The organism is Pseudomonas sp. ICMP 3272 (genome assembly GCF_001466905.1).
In the GTDB taxonomy this organism is placed as follows: Bacteria; Pseudomonadota; Gammaproteobacteria; order Pseudomonadales; family Pseudomonadaceae; genus Aquipseudomonas; species Aquipseudomonas amygdali.
This window is the reverse complement of record NZ_LKEK01000075.1, coordinates 13,499-32,784: the sequence shown is the minus strand read 5'-3', so window position 1 is coordinate 32,784 and position 19,286 is coordinate 13,499. Positions and strand designations below refer to the sequence as shown.

The 19,286-nt window shown below is 61.8% G+C and carries 2 protein-coding genes (1 of these 2 cut by a window edge); both read left to right on the top strand.

The genetic code is table 11. The annotated features are described in order from the left end of the window. On the top strand, positions 1-1,503 hold the 3' portion of the coding sequence (locus tag AO068_RS20820; protein ID WP_058409319.1) for a non-ribosomal peptide synthetase. 7,995 nt of this gene lie to the left of the window's left edge; the window shows 1,503 of its 9,498 coding nt (coding positions 7,996-9,498); its start codon lies beyond the left edge, outside the window; its stop codon occupies positions 1,501-1,503. Continuing rightward, the gene (locus tag AO068_RS20815; RefSeq protein ID WP_058409318.1) at positions 1,500-19,286 is read left to right on the top strand and encodes a non-ribosomal peptide synthetase; all 17,787 of its coding nucleotides are present in this window, start codon (positions 1,500-1,502) and stop codon (positions 19,284-19,286) included. Before AO068_RS20820 ends, AO068_RS20815 begins: the two co-directional genes overlap by 4 nt.

The window sequence follows — 19,286 nt, the reverse complement described above, 5'->3', positions numbered from 1 at the left end:
TACCCGCGCGAGCGCCTGCAATACATGGTCAAGGACAGTGCACCGGTGGCTTTGCTGGTGCATGCAGGCACGCGCAATCTGCTCGACGATGAACATACCCTGCGGGTCGACCTGGACAGCTCGACCTGGGACATGCAGCGCGCTGATAACCCGCGTGTCCCCGGCCTGATGCCGGATCATCTGGCGTATGTGATTTACACCTCGGGCTCCACCGGCACGCCCAAAGGGGTGATGGTCGAGCATCGTAACGTCAGCAATCTGGTGCAGTGGAGTTCGCGACTGTGCCCACCCACAGCGGCCAGCGCATTGTTGCAAAAGACGCCGATCAGCTTTGACGCCTCGGTCTGGGAGATTTTCTGGCCGTTGAGCAGCGGTATCCCGCTGGTGCTGGCCCGCCCTGACGGCCAGCGCGATCCTGCGTATCTGGCGCAGTTGATTCAGGAGCGTCAGGTCAGCGTGGTGCAGTTTGTTCCGGTGCTGTTGCAGCAGTTTCTCGACCTGCCACAAAGCAGCCAGTGCCTCAGCCTGACCGACATCGTCTGCGGCGGTGGCGAGCTGACCATCGCCCTGGCCGAGCAGTTACGCAAGCGACTGCCGCAGGCACGCCTGCACAACGTTTATGGCCCGACCGAAACCACGGTGGATTGCAGTGTCTGGACACTGGAACCCGACCAGGCTGTGCCGGAAAGTGCTTTGCCTATCGGTCGCCCGATCAGCAACACGCGATTGTATGTACTGGATGCCTATGACCAGCCTGTGCCCTTGGGTGTTATCGGTCAGTTGCATATTGGTGGTGCCGGGGTAACCCGCGGTTACCTGAACCTGCCGCAAGCTGACGCCGAGCGCTTTATCGACAGCCCCTTTGTGGCGGGCGACCGGCTGTACCGCAGTGGCGATCTTGTGCGTCAGCGGGCGGATGGCAACCTCGAGTTCCTCGGCCGCAATGACGATCAAGTGAAAATCCACGGGCTGCGTATCGAGCCTGGCGATATTCAAGCCTGCCTGACCCGTCATCCGGGGATTGAACAGGCCGTCGCGCTGGTTCGCGACGAGCAGCCGGGCGGCCAGCGGCTGGTTGCCTATTACACCGGCACGCCGCTGCCGGTCGAGACACTGCGTGAGGTGCTGCGTGCGCAACTGCCGGATTACATGGTGCCGGCACTGTTTGTGCACCTGGACGCCATGCCGCTGAGCCCCAACGGCAAGCTGGACCGCAAGGCTTTGCCTGCGCCGGGCGGCGATGCGCTACTGACCCGCCCTTATGAAGCACCGCAAGGCGAAACCGAAGCCTTGCTCGCCAGACTCTGGAGCGAGCTGCTCGGAGTCGGGCAAGTCGGACGACACGACAACTTTTTCGAACTGGGCGGGCACTCGCTGCTGGCGGTGAACCTGACTGCGCGCCTGCGCCAGGAGGGCATCGAGGCCGATGTCCGGGCGCTGTTCGAACAACCTACGCTGGCAGGCTATGCAGCCATCACAGAGAGCATGGAGATAATACTGTGAGCATCAACGAACTATTGGCGGCACTCAAAGCTCACGCTATTCACCTGACGGTCAAGGATGGACAACTGGTGGTGCAGGGCAACCGCCGTGCATTGACCGAAAACGGTCTGCTGGAGCACCTGCGCGAGCACAAGCCGGCGCTGATAGAACTCATCGAACAAGGCGACTACCAGAACAGCAAACGCGGCGCACTGACGTTGCCCGCCAATGGCATCCCTCAGGGCTGCGAGCAAATCACTGCGCAGATGCTGACGCTGGTGGAGCTTGATCAGGCAACCATCGACCAACTGCTGGACGCAATACCGGGAGGTGCCGCCAATGTGCAGGACATCTACCCGCTGGCTCCGCTGCAGCAAGGCATTTTGTACCATCACGTTACCGCCACTCAGGGCGACCCGTATGTGATGCAGGTGCAATTCGCCTTTTCTGATCAGGCGCGTCTGAAGGCATTCGCCCAGGCGCTGCAAACCGTCATCAACCGGCATGACATTCTGCGCACCTCAGTGCACTGGAACGGTCTGGAAACCCCGGTGCAAGTGGTCTGGCGTCACGCTGAACTCAAGGTCGATACCTCGCCGAGCGCCGAAGGCATGACCATGGTGCTGGGCCAGGCACCGCTGATGCGTCTGGTCTGCCATGAGCCGGCGCAAGGTCAGGGGGTGCAGGCCACGCTGCTGTTCCACCATATCGCCATGGACCACAGTGCGCTGGAAGTAGTGCGTCATGAAATACAGGCGTGCCTGTTGGGGCAGGCCGGGCTGCTGGGTGTACCTGTACCGTTCCGCAACTATGTCGGGCAGGCGTTGCTGGGCGTCAGCGAAGAACAGCATGAAGCGTTCTTCCGCGACATGCTCGGCGACCTCGACGAACCGACCCTGGCTTACAGCCTGCAGGATTTGAGCGGTGACGGCGATGAGCTCGAAGAGCACAGTGTCACGCTTGATCTGCTGCTGTGCCAGCGTTTGCGCGCTCAGGCGCGGACCCTGGGAGTAAGCGTCGCCAGCCTGTTTCACCTGGGCTGGGCACGGGTGCTGGCAGGCCTTGCCGGACAATCACGGGTTGTCTTCGGCACTGTACTGATGGGGCGCCTGCTGGGTGCCGAGGCCACGGAGCGAGCGCTGGGCATCTTCATCAACACCTTGCCGCTGCGTCTCGATCTGGACGATCAAGGCGTGCAAGCAGCAGTACGGGCAACTCACCAGCGTCTGACCGCACTGATGCGCCATGAACACGCACCACTGGCACTGGCTCAGCGCTGCAGCGGGGTGCAAGCGCCGACGCCGTTGTTCAACGCCTTGCTCAACTATCGCCACAGTTCACCAGCGCAGGCTTCCGGTGAAACATGGCAGGGCATTGAGGTGCTGCATGCTCAGGAGCGCAGCAACTACCCGCTGGTACTGAGCGTCGATGATCTGGGCGAAGCGTTTGGCTTTACTGCACAAACCACCGCAGGTATCAGTGCGCAAAGCATTTGCGCTTACATGCAATGGACCATGGAAAGTGTGCTCGATGCGCTGGAGCAGACGCCGCAGATGCCCGTCGATCAGCTTGATATCGTGCCCGCCAGCGAGCGAGCGCAGCTTCTGCTCGGCTTCAACGACAGACATACCGACTATGAACGCCGGCTGACGATTCACCAGCGCATCGAACACCTGGCAGAGCAACAGCCTGACGCGATCGCCGCGCAAGTGGGCGAGCAATGCCTCAGTTACAGCGAACTGAACGCGCACGCCAATGCGCTCGCCCAGCACTTGATCGGCATCGGCGTACAGCCCGACGATCGCGTTGCCGTGGTTGCACGACGCAGTCTGGAGACGCTGGTCGGCTTGCTGGCCGTGCTCAAGGCCGGGGCGGGCTACGTACCGGTTGACCCGGCGCATCCGGATGAGCGTATCGCTTATTTGCTGACCGACAGCGCACCGGTTGCGGTATTGACGCAACAGGCATTTGTGGAACGCCTCAACGGGGTTTCAGGGTTGCAGGGGCTGGAAGCACCGCTGATCGACCTTGACTTGGCGAACTGGCCGCAACAGCCAGGCAACCCGCACATCGACGGGCTCAATTCGACTCATCTCGCCTACGTGATCTACACCTCGGGCTCGACCGGTCAGCCCAAGGGCGTGATGGTCGAGCACCGGACGCTGAATAATCTGGTCGACTGGCACCGCGCCGCCTTCGATCTGCGCGCGGGCAGTCACACCGCCAGTGTGGCGGGTTTTGGTTTTGACGCCATGGCCTGGGAAGTCTGGCCAGCCTTGTGCGCCGGGGCGACATTGCACCTGCCGCCTGCCGAGATCGGCAATGAACAGCTCGATGCGCTGCTTGACTGGTGGTTGACCCAACCGTTGCAGGTCGCATTTCTACCCACGCCTGTTGCCGAGTACGCCTTCAGTCGCAACCTGCGTCACCCGACCCTGCGCACGCTGCTGATCGGCGGCGACCGTCTGCGCCAGTTCCATCGTGATCCAGGCTTCGCAGTGATCAACAACTATGGCCCGACCGAGACCACGGTGGTCGCCACCTCAGGCCGACTGTTCCCCAATGGCAGCCTGGACATCGGCAAGCCGATCGCCAATACCTCGGTTTATTTGCTGGATAACCGCCAGCAACTGGTCCCGCTGGGTGTGGCAGGCGAGCTGTACATTGGCGGCGACAGTGTCGCTCGCGGTTACCTGAATCAGCCGCAACTGACTGCTGAGCGCTTTCTGCGCGACCCTTTCTCCGGACAACCACAGACGCGCATGTACCGCACCGGCGACCTGGCGCGCTGGAACGCAGATGGCACGCTGGAGTACCTGGGCCGTAACGACGACCAGGTGAAGATTCGTGGCGTGCGCATTGAACTGGGTGAAATAGAAAGCCAGCTAGGCCAATTGCCAGGCATCGAGGAAGCGCTGGTCCTGGCTCGCGAAGATGAGCCGGGGCAACCACGGCTGGTGGGTTACTTCACTGAACGTGCAGACGCTCCCACCACCACAGTAGAGCAATTGCGTACCGCGCTGCTGGCCCGCCTGCCGGGTTATATGGTGCCCGGCGCGTTGGTACGACTGGAAAGCTGGCCACTGACGGCCAACGGCAAGGTCGACCGCCGTGCATTGCCAGTCCCCGACCGCGATGCGCTGTCGACCGGGGAATACCAGGCACCGCAAGGTGATCTGGAGAACGCACTGGCCCTCATCTGGAGCGAATTGCTGCAGGTCGAGCGGGTAGGGCGTCATGACCGGTTCTTTGATCTGGGTGGCCATTCGCTGTTGGCCATGCGTATGGTTTCTCAGGTGCGCCAGCGTCTGTCACTTGAGCTTGCCCTTGGCGACCTGTTTGCCGACAGTTCGCTGATCGCGGTGGCGCACTGCCTGACGGCTGCCGCGCGCAGCCAGTTGCCTGCCATCGACGTGCAGCCACGCACCGGCCCTGTTCCGCTGTCTTCTGCTCAGCAGCGCATCTGGTTCATGGCGCAAATGGAAGATGCCAACAGCGCCTACAACATCTCATTGGGCCTGAAACTGAGCGGCCCGTTGGACAGCCGTGCCTTGACGCATGCGCTGGAACGCATTGTCGCCCGCCACGATAGCCTGCGCAGCCAATTCAGCCAGGAAGACGACAAGGCCTGGGTGCAGGCGGCGTCCGTCACTGTAGTGCCCGATATTGGCTGGCAGGATTTGCGTGGCCAGGACGCGGGGACCTTACAGGCGGTAGTAAAGGAAGAGGCAGCGCAGCCCTTCGATCTGCACCGCGACCTGCCGATTCGTGGTCGCTTGCTGTGCCTGGCTGAAGACCGTCACGTTTTGCTGCTGACCGTACACCACATCGTTGCCGATGGCTGGTCGCTGGGTGTTCTGACCCGTGAACTTACCGCGCTTTATCAGGCGTTCAGTCAAGGTCAGGATGATCCGCTGCCTGCGCTGACGCTGCAATATGGCGATTACGCAGTGTGGCAACGTAACTGGCTGGACGCCGAACGGTTGAGCCATCAGGGCGATTACTGGCAGCAGGCACTGGCGGGTGCGCCGGTACTGTTGACCTTGCCCACTGACCGTCCACGGCCTGCGCATCAGGACTATACCGGGGCCAGTGTCACGCTGGATCTCGATCCGCGCCTGAGCAGCGACCTCAGGACCTTCTGCCATGAGCAGTCGGTGACACCGTTCATGCTGTTCATGGGGGCCTGGGCCGCATTGCTGACGCGCTTGTCCGGCCAGGAGGAAGTCGTCGTCGGCATGCCGGTTGCCAACCGCCGCCATGCCGAAATCGAAGGCCTGATCGGTCTGTTCGTCAATACCCTGGCCGTGCGTGTCGATACCTCGGGCGAGCCGGATGCTGTGACGCTTCTGGCCCGCATCAAGGCCCGCGTTGTGGCAGCGCAGGACCATCAGGACCTGCCTTTCGAGCAGGTGGTGGAGCGCTTGCGACCGCCTCGCAGTCTTTCGCATAGCCCTTTGTTCCAGGCATCACTGACCTGGGACGGCAGCCAGGGTCTGGATTTGCAACTGGGCGACATGCACCTGGAACCGCTGGAAGAGCAGGCCGCTTTCGCAAAATTCGACCTGGCGCTGAGCGTCGGCGACAGCGCCGATGGTTTCCGCTGCATCGTGGAATATGCGACAGCGCTGTTTGACCGCAGCACCATCGAACGCTATCTGGGTTATCTGGAGGCGATATTGCGCGGCATGGTCACCGACAGCCAGACGGTCGTGAACCACATTCCACTCTTGTCGGGTAGCGAGCGTCGGCAGTTGACCGACGGTTTCAATGCACCCGATGCGGTTTACCCGCAGGGGCTGACCCTGCACAGCCAGTTTGAAGCACAAGTGCAGCGCACGCCGGATGCGATTGCCTTGACGTTCGAGGATACATCCTGGAGCTACGCGACACTCAACGCCCAGGCCAATAAAATTGCACATCGCCTGATCGGCATGGGCATCAGTGTGGATGACCGTGTTGCCATCTGCACGCAGCGCAGCCTGCAAATGATCGCGGGCCTGCTGGGCATTCTCAAGGCCGGTGGCGCCTATGTGCCGCTGGACCCGGCTTACCCACTCGAGCGTCTGGCCTACAGCCTCGGCGACAGCGCGCCAGTGGCGTTGTTGAGTCAGCGGTCAGTGCAGCACGCCCTGCCGGTGTCAGACGTGCCGGTAATCAGTCTCGACGATACCGATTTGCAGGACGAGTCCGCCTCTAATCCGCAGGTGCCGGTAAAGCCCACGAGCCTGGCTTATATCATCTACACCTCGGGCTCAACCGGTCAGCCCAAGGGTGTGATGATCGAACACCGCAACGTTGCACGACTGTTTTCGGCCACCGATGACTGGTTCGGTTTCAACGAAAAGGATGTCTGGGCACTGTTCCACTCGTTTGCCTTCGATTTCTCGGTCTGGGAAATCTGGGGCGCATTGCTGTATGGCGGACGTTTGTTGATCGTGCCGCAACTGGTCAGCCGCTCGCCGGAAGACTTCTACAGCCTGCTGTGCAGTGCCGGGGTAACGGTGCTCAACCAGACGCCGAGCGCGTTCCGGCAACTGATCGCTGCCCAAAGCGAGAACGAGCAGGCGCACTCGCTGCGCCAGGTGATTTTCGGCGGTGAAGCACTGGAAACAGCGATGCTCAAGCCGTGGTATGCCCGCAACGTGAACGCCGCAACACAGCTGGTGAACATGTACGGCATCACCGAAACCACGGTGCATGTGACCTATTACCCGTTGCAGCCCGAAGACGCCATGCGTGTCGGTGCCAGTCCTATCGGCAAGCGTATTCCCGATTTGCAGATGTATGTCCTCGACGCCCGCGGCGAGCCGGTGCCGGTAGGCGTGGTCGGTGAACTGTATGTTGGCGGTGCCGGTGTGGCGCGGGGTTATCTGAACCGTGAAGCGCTCACGGCCGAACGTTTCCTCGACAACCCGTTCAGCACTGCACCCGATGCGCGCATGTACCGTACCGGCGACCTTGGACGGTGGATGGCCGACGGTAGCCTGGAATACATGGGCCGTAACGACGAACAGGTCAAGATTCGCGGTTTCCGTATTGAGCTGGGTGAGATCGCGTCTCGCCTGAACGATCATCCGGATGTCATCGACGCGGTGGTAGTGGCACGCGAGGATGTGCCGGGCGACAAACGACTGGTTGGCTATTACACCTGCGGTGAAGATAAAACCGGGCTGGATATCGAGCAGTTGCGTGCCTGGCTGTCGGGGCTGCTGCCCGAATACATGGTGCCTGCGGCTTTTGTGAGGCTGGCCAGCCTGCCAGTCACGGCGAACGGCAAACTGGACCGCAAAAGTTTGCCTGCACCGGATCGCGACAGTATCGCCAGCCGAGCCTATGAAGCGCCGCAGGGTACGATCGAAATCGCCCTGGCCAGCCTCTGGGCCGAATTGCTGCATGTGGAGCAGGTTGGGCGTCAGGACAACTTCTTTGAACTGGGCGGCCACTCATTGCTGGCTGTGACCCTGATTGCGCGTATGCGTCGTCTGGACATGCGTGCCGACATTCGTGTTCTGTTTGTTCAGCCAACACTGGCAGCACTGGCTGACGCCGTCGGTCGCGACACTGAAGTCAAAGTGCCGGCCAACCTGATCGAGGCGCACTGCCAGCGCATTACACCCGAACTGCTGCCATTGGTAGCGCTGGATCAGCCAGCCATCGACCGTATCGTGGCGAAGGTGCCGGGCGGTGCCGCCAATGTGCAGGATATTTATCCGCTGGGCCCCTTGCAGACAGGCATTCTTTACCACCACCTGACCGCCGGGGACAGCGATCCCTACCTGTTGCAGCCGCAGTTCGCGTTCGCCGATGTATCGCGGCTGGACGCTTTCTGCGATGCATTGCAGCGGGTGATCGAACGCAACGATATGCTGCGCACCGCGTTGTTCTGGGAAGGTTTGCAAACGCCGGTGCAGGTGGTCTGGCGTCAGGCTCCCATGCACGTTCAAGAGACAGCGTTGCACGACCTTTTCAATGCCCCACGCATGGACCTTACTCAGGCTCCGCTGCTGCATCTGGTCTATGCCCATGACCCCGCCAACCACAGGATTGCGGCGGTTCTGCGTTACCACCATGTGATCATGGACCATATTGCCCTTGATGTACTGAGCCATGAATTGCAGGCCGTACTGCTGGGCAACGAAGCGTCGCTCGCAGCGCCCGTGCCGTACCGAAATTACATCGCCCACGTCCTGCAAGGGCCTGGCGACGAGGCCCATGAAGCGTTCTTCCGCGAGCAGTTGGGCGATGTCGATGAGCCGACCCTGCCTTACGGCCTGGTAATGGCATCGGCAGATCAGATTCCTGGCGAGGCCCGACTCACACTGGACATCGACCTGTGCCATCAGGTTCGTGATCAGGCAAGGCAACTGAGCGTCAGCGCCGCTACTTTGATGCACCTGGCCTGGGCTCAGGTCCTGGGGCAGTTGTCCGGGCGCGACAGCGTGGTATTCGGCACCGTACTGCTTGGACGGTTGCGCGGTGGCGAAGGCGGCGAGCGGGCCTTGGGTGTGTTTATCAACACCTTGCCGCTACGCATGGACCTGGGCGGGCATTGCGCGGGCAGTGCGGTGCTCGACCTGCACGCTCGTCTGGTCGGCATGCTCACCCACGAGCATGCTCAGTTGGCACTGGCCCAGCGATGCAGCGCCTTGCCGGCTGGCGCGCCGCTGTTCAATACGTTGCTCAACTACCGCCACAGCGCTGTGCCTGAGGTCGATGACCAGGCAAGCAACGCTGCATGGCAAGGGATTGAGGTCGTGCATGCAGAAGAGCGCAGCAACTACCCGCTGACCCTGTGTATCGATGACTTCGGCGATGCGTTCAGCCTGACTGCCCAGACTGCGCCGGGTATTGATCCGCAACGGATTTGCGCTTATGTGCAACAAGCTCTTGTCCATTTGGTGCAGGCACTGGAGCAGCAATCGGAGACGGCTTTGATCGAATCATCGGTGCTGCCGGAGGCTGAACACGCGCTGTTGTCGGCCACGTTCAACAACACCCGTCGTGAATACCCCCGCGAGCAGCTCGTGCATCGCCTGTTTGAGCGCCGTGCTGCGCTGCATCCGCATGCAGTGGCTGCCGTGCATGGCCGCCGTTCGCTGACTTATGGAGAGCTGAACGAACGTGCCAACCACCTGGCCCATTACCTGCTGGGGCAAGGTGTGAAGCCCAATGAGCATGTAGCGATTCTGCTGCCTCGCTCGCTGGAACTGGTGATCAGCCAGTTGGCGATCGGTAAATGTGCAGCGACCTACGTACCACTGGACGTCAACGCGCCTGCCGAGCGGCAGAATTACATGCTCGATGACTGCATGGCGAAATACGTGTTGACGCAGAGCGCCATGTCGACTGCCTCATCCGTGCGGCGTATCGATCTGGACCGCCTGACTCTCGACGATCAACCTGCGCATGATCCGGGCTTGCCACAGGCCTCTGATACAGCGGCTTACGTCATGTATACCTCCGGTTCGACGGGGGCGCCAAAAGGCGTACGTGTCGCCCATCGCGGCATAACCCGACTGGTATTGAACAACGGTTATGCCGATTTCAATGAGCAGGACAGCATCGCTTTTGCCTCCAATCCGGCGTTCGATGCAAGCACCATGGAAGTCTGGGGTGCATTGCTCAACGGCGGGCAGTTGTTGGTGATCGAGCACACCACGCTGATTGACCCGATGCGTTTCAGCGCGGCCCTGCGTCAGGGCAATGTCAGCGTGCTGTTTTTGACCACCGCGCTGTTCAACCAGTACGTGCAACTGATTCCAGAGGCACTTGGGGGCCTGCGCCTGCTGCTTTCAGGCGGAGAGCGCGCAGACCCGGCCAGCTTCCGCAAACTGCTTGCCCAGGCACCGGGTCTGCACCTGCTGAACGCTTACGGCCCCACCGAGACAACCACCTTCGCCACTGCCTGCCAAGTACGAACGCTGGCCGATGAGGCCGAGTACGTGCCTATCGGTCGACCCATCGGCAACACCAGTGTTTACGTGCTCGACGCTCATCAGCGCCTGACACCGTTGGGAGCTATTGGCGAGCTTTACATCGGTGGCGACGGTGTGGCGCTGGGTTATCTGAACCGCCAGGATCTGACCGACGAGAAGTTTATTGCCGACCCGTTCAGCGATCAGCCTGGCGCCATGCTGTACCGCACCGGCGATCTGGGTCGCTGGCTGGATGACGGCCAGCTGGAATGCCTGGGACGCAACGACGATCAAGTGAAAATCCGTGGCTTCCGTATTGAACTGGGCGAAATTGTCAATTGTCTGCACCAGTTGCCGGGGGTCAGAGAGGCCGTTGTTCTGGCTCGTGAGGACGAGCCGGGCAATGTACGTCTGGTTGCCTATTTCACCAGCCAACAGGAGGCCGATGCCCCTGGGCCTGAGCAAATGCGTGCTCATCTGCAGGCCAACCTGCCTGAATACATGGTTCCGGGAGCCTATATAGAGCTGACCGCGCTGCCGCTGACTGCCAACGGCAAGCTCGACAGCCGTGCGCTGCCCAAACCGGATCACTCGTCGCTGCTGGGGCTGGCCTACGAGCCACCGCAGGGAGAGATTGAAGTGGCTCTGGCGCAGATCTGGGCTGAAGTTCTACAGATTGAACAGGTAGGCCGCCACGACCACTTCTTCGACCTGGGCGGGCATTCCTTGCTGGCCATGCGCATGGTGTCGCAGGTGCGTCAACAGATGGGCATGGAGTTGCCATTGGGCGAACTCTTCGCGCTGGGCGAGCTGGCCGCCGTCGCCAGTGCGCTGGCCGGTGCCGGACGCAGTGAACTGTCGTTGATCCTGCCTGCACCGCGTGATCAGTCGCTACCGCTGTCGTTCGCCCAGCAGCGCTTGTGGTTCCTGGCGCAGATGGAGGGTGGCAATGAGGCGTACAACATCCCGCTGGCTCTGCGCATACGGGGCTTGCTGGATGTTGCTGCGCTGACCGCTGCGGTATCGCGGATCATCGAGCGCCACGAAACCCTGCGCAGCCGGTTCATCGCCTGCGAGGAGGGTGCAGAGGTTGTGTTTACTGCGCCTGCGGCCATGCCGGTCCTGCATGTTGAAGATCTGCGTCAAATGCCGGAAACACTGGCCGAACGTGTTGCTGTAGAGGCCACCGCAGCGTTCGATCTGACGCGTGGGCCGCTGATCCGTGGCTGCCTGCTACAGGTGGAAGACGAGCAGCATGTGTTGTTGCTGACGGTGCATCACATCGTCGCCGACGGTTGGTCGCTGGGCGTGCTGACTCGCGAATTGCTCGCGTTGTACCCGGCATTGCATCAAGGCAAGGACGATCCCCTGCCAGCTTTGGCTATTCAATACGCCGACTATGCGGTATGGCAGCAGGGCTGGATGAGCGGCGAGCGCCTGCAACATCAGGCAGCCTATTGGCGACAAGCGCTGGAAGGCGCACCGACGCTACTGACGCTGCCTGCCGACCGGCCCCGCCCGGCGCAGCAGGACTTCGCCGGTGCCAGCCTGAACGTGCGGCTGGACGGGCCACTGACGGCAGGCTTGCGAGCGCTGGCGCAACGGCAAGGCGTCACGCTGTACATGACCTTGCTGACCGCATGGGGCGCATTGTTGGCGCGTCTTTCCGGTCAGGCCGAAGTGGTGGTCGGCAGCCCGATTGCAGGACGCGGTCGTGCGGAGCTGGAAGGGCTGATCGGGCTGTTCGTCAACACGCTGGCCGTGCGCATCGATACAGCCTCGGCGCTGACCGGTAATGCATTGCTGGCACAGGTCAGGGAGCGGGTACTGGAGGCTCAGGATCATCAGGACCTGCCATTCGAGCAGGTGGTGGAAATTGTCCGACCGACCCGCAGCCTGGCTCACTCCCCGTTGTTCCAGACCACGCTCAACTGGCTGGCCGGTGAAACCTCATTACCGGACACGGACGGCCTGTCGCTGAGCGTGGTCGAGCAGGGGAGTCAGGTCTGCAAGTTTGATCTGTCGTTGAACCTTGGTGAGCAGGGTGACGCGCTGTTTGGCACGCTGGAATACGCAACCGCGCTATTCGATGAACCCACGGTGCAGCGCTATTACGGTTATTTCGAACAGGTGCTGCACGCGCTGGTGAATAACGAAAACGCGGTGCTGGGTGATATCCCGCTGGTGGGCCCTCAGGAACGCGAGTATCTGCTTGAAAGCCTCAATGCCAGCGCGGTGAGTTTCCCGCAAGGCCAGACCGTTCATGGCCTGATCGAAGCTCAAGCCGCACGTCTGCCTGAAGCCGTCGCTGCCCGGGTTGGCGAACAGTCGCTGAGCTACGCAGCGTTGAACCGCCAGGCCAACAGCCTTGCCCATTATCTGATCAGCCTTGGCGTGCGCCCGGACGATCGGGTGGCGGTGGTTGCGCGCCGCGGGCTGGACACGCTGGTGAGCCTGCTGGCAGTGCTCAAGGCCGGTGCCTGCTATGTGCCGGTGGATCCGGCGCATCCCGATGAGCGCCTTGGCTACCTGCTGACCGACAGCGCACCGGTAGTGGTACTTGCTCAACAGGCCTTCATCGCACGCCTGCCAGCGTTGGCGGTGCCGGTGATTGCGCTTGATCGACCCGAGTGGTCGGCGCAGGCGGATAATCCTCTGGTGGCGGGGCTGACGTCCCGCGAACTGGCTTATGTCATCTACACCTCGGGCTCGACCGGGCAACCAAAAGGCGTGATGGTCGAGCATGGCACCCTGGCCAACCTGGTGCATTGGCATTGCCAGGCATTCAATCTGCACGCAGGCAGCCACACTGCCAGCGTTGCCGGTTTCGGCTTTGACGCGATGGCCTGGGAAATATGGCCAGCACTGTGTGCCGGTGCAACGCTGCACCTTCCGCCTGCAAACATCGGTAACGAGCAGCTCGACGCGCTGCTTGACTGGTGGCTGGCTCAACCGCTGCAAGTAGCCTTTCTGCCGACCCCGGTGGCTGAATATGCGTTCAGTCGCGAGCTGCATCATCCGACCCTGCGCACGCTGTTGATCGGCGGCGACCGTCTGCGTCAGTTCCATCGTGACCCGGGCTTCGCCGTCATCAACAACTACGGCCCGACCGAGGCTACGGTGGTGGCCACCTCGGGTCGCCTGCTGCCGGATGGCAGCCTGGATATCGGCACACCGATTGCCAATACCCGCGTGTACCTGCTCGACGACCAGCAGCAACTGGTGCCATTGGGTGTTGCCGGCGAGTTGTACATTGGCGGCGAAGGCGTGGCGCGTGGTTATCTGAACCAGCCGCAACTGACTGCCGAGCGCTTCCTGAACGACCCGTTCAGTGGGCAGCCGCAAGCGCGCATGTACCGCACTGGCGATCTGGCGCGCTGGAATGCCGATGGCACGCTGGATTATCTGGGCCGTAACGATGATCAGGTGAAGATTCGTGGTGTGCGCATCGAGCTGGGCGAAATCGAGGCGCAGTTGGCGGCCTTGCCGGGTATCGAAGAATCGCTGGTTCTGGCCCGCGAAGACGAGCCTGGGCAACCACGTCTGGTGGCGTACTTCATCGAACACGCCGCTGCCTCCGCCATTGAGGTCGCCGGACTGCGTGCCGAGATGCTGGCCCGTCTGCCAGGCTATATGGTGCCGAGCGCCTTTGTACGCCTTGATGCCTGGCCGTTGACCGCCAATGGCAAGGTGGATCGCCGCGCCTTGCCCGTACCGGACCGCGACGCTCTGCCGGGGCGTGAATACGAGCCGCCGCAAGGCGAACTGGAAATAGCCGTTGCCGAGATCTGGAGCGATTTGCTGCAGGTCGAGCAGGTAGGGCGCAACGATCACTTCTTCGAACTAGGCGGCCATTCGCTACTCGCCGTCACCCTGATCGCTCGTATGCGTCGTCGCGGCATGGACGCAGATATTCGCGTGTTGTTTGCCCAGCCAACCCTGGCGGCCCTGGCCCGCGCCATCGGTAACGGCAGTCAGGTGAAGGTTCCGGCCAACCTGATTGGTACGGATTGCACCTCGATCACCCCGGACCTGTTGCCCTTGGTGAAGCTGGATCAGGCAGGCATTGATCGCGTCGTCGCCAGCATGACCGGCGGTGCGCCCAATGTTCAGGACATTTACCCGTTAGGGCCTTTGCAGGCAGGTATTTTCTATCATTACCTGTCAGCCGGTGAGGATGACCCTTATCGCTTGCAAGCGCGCTTTGCGTTTGCCGACCGCTCACGGCTTGATGCCTTTTGCCAGGCGCTGCAGAAGGTCATCGCGCGTAACGATGTGCTGCGTACTTCGCTGTGCTGGGAAGGCCTGGAAACACCTGTGCAAGTGGTATGGCGTCATGCCGACCTGCTGGTGATCGAATTGCCGCTGGCGGCACTGGCCGACCCCGAACCGCTGGACCTTGTCCGTGCACCGCTGCTGCGTCTGGTGCACGCCGACGACCCGGACAACCAGCGTATCGTCGCGGTATTGCTGTTCCATCACCTGATCATGGACCACGTCGCCCTCGACCTGCTGAGCCGGGAATTGCAGGCAGTACTGCTGGATCAGCAGGCACAACTGCCCGCGCCAGTGCCTTACCGCAATTACATCGCGCAGACCTTGCTGGGCGCGGGTGAGCACGCGCATGAAACGTTCTTCCGCGAGCAATTGGGTGACCTGGACGAACCCACCCTGGCGTATGGCCAGACTTCGCTGCCGGGGCCGGAGGTTCCGAGTGACGCCAGGCTGCGCCTGGATGCAGCGCTGAGCCAGCGGCTGCGCGATCAAGTACGGCAACTGGGCGTCAGCCCTGCCAGCCTGATGCATCTGGCCTGGGCTCAGGTATTGGGCCGGTTGTCCGGACGCGACAAAGTGGTGTTCGGCACCGTACTGCTCGGGCGCCTGAACGGCACCGAGGGGGCAGAGCGTACGCTCGGGGTGTTCATCAATACCTTGCCGCTGCGGATTGACCTCTCCGGTCAGACTGCACGCGACGCGGTGTTGCAGACCCACCTGCGTCTGACCGGATTGCTTGCCCACGAGCATGCCTCGCTGGCAATTGCCCAGCGTTGCAGCGCCTTGCCTGCGGGCGCGCCGTTGTTCAGCGCGTTGTTGAACTACCGCCACAGCACTGCGCCCGGAGAACACGACGAGGCTGCCGAAAAAGCCTGGCAGGGGATCGAACTGTTGCAGGCCGGTGAGCGCAGCAGCTACCCGTTGACGCTCAGCGTCGATGACCTGGGCGAGGCGTTCGACCTGTCTGCGCTGACTACGACGGGCATCGATGCCCGGCGTGTCTGCGCTTACCTTTCCTGCGCCGTAGAGAACCTGGTCATTGCCCTTGAGCAAAAACTTACCGCGCCGATTCAGTCGCTGAATGTTCTGCCGGGCGCTGAACGAAACGAACTGCTCGATGGCTTCAATGCCCAAGCGCTCAGTCCAGAGAACTCGCTGACCATTCATCAGCGTATTGAGCAACAGGCGCTTGATCAGCCGAACGCTGTGGCTGCCCAGGCAGGTGACCAGCGCTTGAGCTACGCGGAGCTGAATAGTCGCGCCAACGCACTGGCCCATCACCTTATGGGCTTGGGCGTACGTCCGGATGACCGTGTGGCGGTAGTGGCGCGGCGCGGGCTCGAAACACTCACCGGCTTGCTGGCGGTGTTGAAAGCCGGGGCGAGCTATGTCCCGGTCGATCCGGCACATCCGGACGAGCGCATCGGCTACCTGCTCGAAGACAGCACGCCTGTGGTGGTGCTGGCTCAGTCCGGCCTGCTGGCGCGTCTGCCCAGCCTGGCTGTACCGGTGGTGGTTCTAGATCGCCCGGACTGGTCGCAACGCACCGACAACCCGCATGTTGCGGATATGACCACGCGTCACCTGGCTTACGTGATTTACACCTCGGGGTCCACCGGGCTGCCCAAAGGTGTGATGGTCGAGCATCGAACGCTGAACAATCTGGTGGACTGGCACTGTCAGGCATTCGATCTGCGTGCAGGCAGTCATACCGCCAGCGTTGCCGGGTTTGGTTTCGACGCAATGGCCTGGGAAGTATGGCCTGCGTTGTGTGCCGGTGCAGTGTTGCATCTGCCGCCTGCGGAGATTGGCAACGAACAGCTGGATGTGTTGCTCGACTGGTGGCTGGCGCAACCTCTGCAAGTCGCGTTTCTGCCGACACCGGTGGCCGAATATGCATTCAGCCGTGAGTTGCGTCACCCGACCCTTAAAACCCTGTTGATTGGTGGCGACCGTTTGCGTCACTTCAATCGGGACCCTGGTTTCGCGGTGGTCAACAACTACGGCCCGACGGAAACTACGGTCGTTGCCAGCTCTGGCCTGATGGAGCCGGGCAAGGTCTTGCACATCGGCAAGCCTGTTTCCCATGCGCGGCTTTATGTATTGGATTCGCAGGGCCAGCCAGTGCCGCTCGGGGTGCCCGGCGAGTTGTATATCGGCGGCACAGGCGTAGCACGTGGCTATCTGAACCGTCCGGACCTGACCGCCGAGCGCTTCCTTGATGATCCGTTCAGCGACAGCAGCGAGGCTAGAATGTACCGCTCCGGCGACCTGGTGCGCTGGCTGGCTGACGGGACCCTTGAATACCTGGGCCGCAACGACGATCAGGTCAAAATCCGTGGGGTGCGCATCGAGCTGGGCGAGATCGAACAGCACCTGGCGCAATGCCCGGGCGTTGGCGAAGCCGTTGTGACTACGCAACATCTGGAAGATGGTTCGTTGCGCCTGGTGGGTTACTTCACTCGTCGCGACGCTGCGCTCGAAAGTGCTGCATTGAGAGCGCACCTGTTAGGGCAATTGCCGGAATACATGGTGCCTGCAGTCTTTGTCGGTCTGGATGCACTGCCGTTGACCCAGAATGGCAAGGTCGACCGAAAGGCCTTGCCAGCCCCGGACATGGCCGCGCTGGCGAACCTTGCTTATCAAGCGCCGACTACGGCATTGGAGGAGCGTCTGGCGCAGCTGTGGGCCGACGTTCTGGAAGTGGGCCGAATCGGCAGACACGACAGCTTCTTTGAGCTGGGTGGTCATTCGCTGTCGGCGATCCGTCTGGTCAGCCTGCTGCAAAAAGCAGGCTTGTCACTGTCCCTGGCCGAGTTGTTCCAGCATCCGAGCATCGCAGCGCTGGCCGGATTGCTCGACCAGCGTCCGACCCCCTCGGTCGAAGCTCAAGAGGTCGTCACGGTACGGGCAGGTGGCAGCGAACCGCCTCTGTTCCTGATTCATGACTTCACCGGTCTGGACGCTTACTTTCCGGTCCTTGGACAACACCTGCAGGGCGACTTCCCGATCTATGGCTTGCCGGGGGTTGGCCTGGGCCAGCAGCAATTGCGCACCATGGAATGCCTGGCGGCGCGGCTGGTGGAACGTATTCGGCAGGTCCAGCCACGCGGTCCTTACCGGCTGGCAGGCTGGTCGTTTGGCGGGGTTCTGGCCTATGAAGTGGCAACTCAACTGCTCGGTATGGACGAGCCCGTTGCATTCCTCGGCCTGATCGACAGCTACGTGTCGCGCCTGACTGATCAGGGCAAGGCACGCTGGCAAGGACCTGACCTGCTTGAGCGGCAATTGCTGTCGCACTGCATCGCGCACTGGAAAACCCAGGGCGTGGCGGGTGCTGCTGCATTGGCGCGTCTGACCTCGTTGAGCGGAAAGGCGACCCTGCCGGACTTTGAAACCCTACTGAAACTTTGCCGCGACGAGGAACTGCTGTACGAGGAACTGGCGCAGGCCAGCGATCAACAATTGCATCACTACCTGGACCGGGAAGTGGCGCACGGTCACGCCCTGGCGCATTACCAGCTGGAACCGCTCGGTTTGCCGATCCACCTGTTCTGCGCAGAGCAGCGTCCAATGGCACCGCCAGGCACCAGTCCTACACTGGGCTGGGGCGAAGTCCTGCCAAAAGGCCAGTTGCGTTGTGTCAGCGTGCCTGGGGATCACATGACAATGATGCAGGCGCCTCACGTGGACACACTCGGTCGGAGCATCAGTGCTGCGTTGCATGGAGTGCCCGATACACCGCCGTCGACACCGGCTTATCAATCGCTGCTGGCCATCCAGAGCGGGCGGGATGGGCATGCGCCATTGTTCTGCGTGCCGGGTGCCGGTGACAGCGTCACCAGTTTCATCGGATTGGCCGAGGCGCTGGGGCCGGACTGGCCTATCTACGGCCTGCAGCCGCGCGGTCTGGACGGCCGCAGTGCTCCGCACAGCAGGGTGGAAGCGGCAGCGCAGAGCCATGTGCAAGCTATCGAAGCAATGTATCCACACGGCCCATTGCATCTGGTCGGGCATTCCTTTGGTGGCTGGGCGGCGCATGCCATGGCCGTCAAGCTTCAGGCCCGTGGTCGTGAGGTTGTCTCGCTGACCCTGATCGACAGCGAAGCGCCTGGTGGTGACGGCCTGCGCTGCAAGCCCTATACCGCCACGGCAGTGTTGGAGAGGCTGATCGAAGCGTTGCAGTTGTCCGCCGGCAGAAGCCTGGAAATCGACCCTCAAGTGTTCGCCGACAGCGATGGAGACACTCAACTGCACCTGCTGCAACAGGCCATGGTGCGCGTCGGGTTGTTGCCGCCGCGCCTGGCAGCACAGGCACTGCAAGGGATTGTTCGTACGTTTGCCAGCGCCATAAGGACTGTCTATCGGCCAGAGCCCGGAGGCTACAGTGGCAGGGCCAGCCTGGTACTGGTGGATGATCCGCAGCTGGATGCTCTGGACAATCAACTTGAGCAGGCGTCATCTGCAACAGGGTGGCAACACCTGATGCCGCAGCTGACGCCATGGCAGGGACCGGGCAATCACTTCAGCGTCCTCAAGGCACCAGACGTATACAGTCTGGCGGCCTGGTGGTACGACGGATTGGCAATTGGCGTGGGAGAAACGCAATGA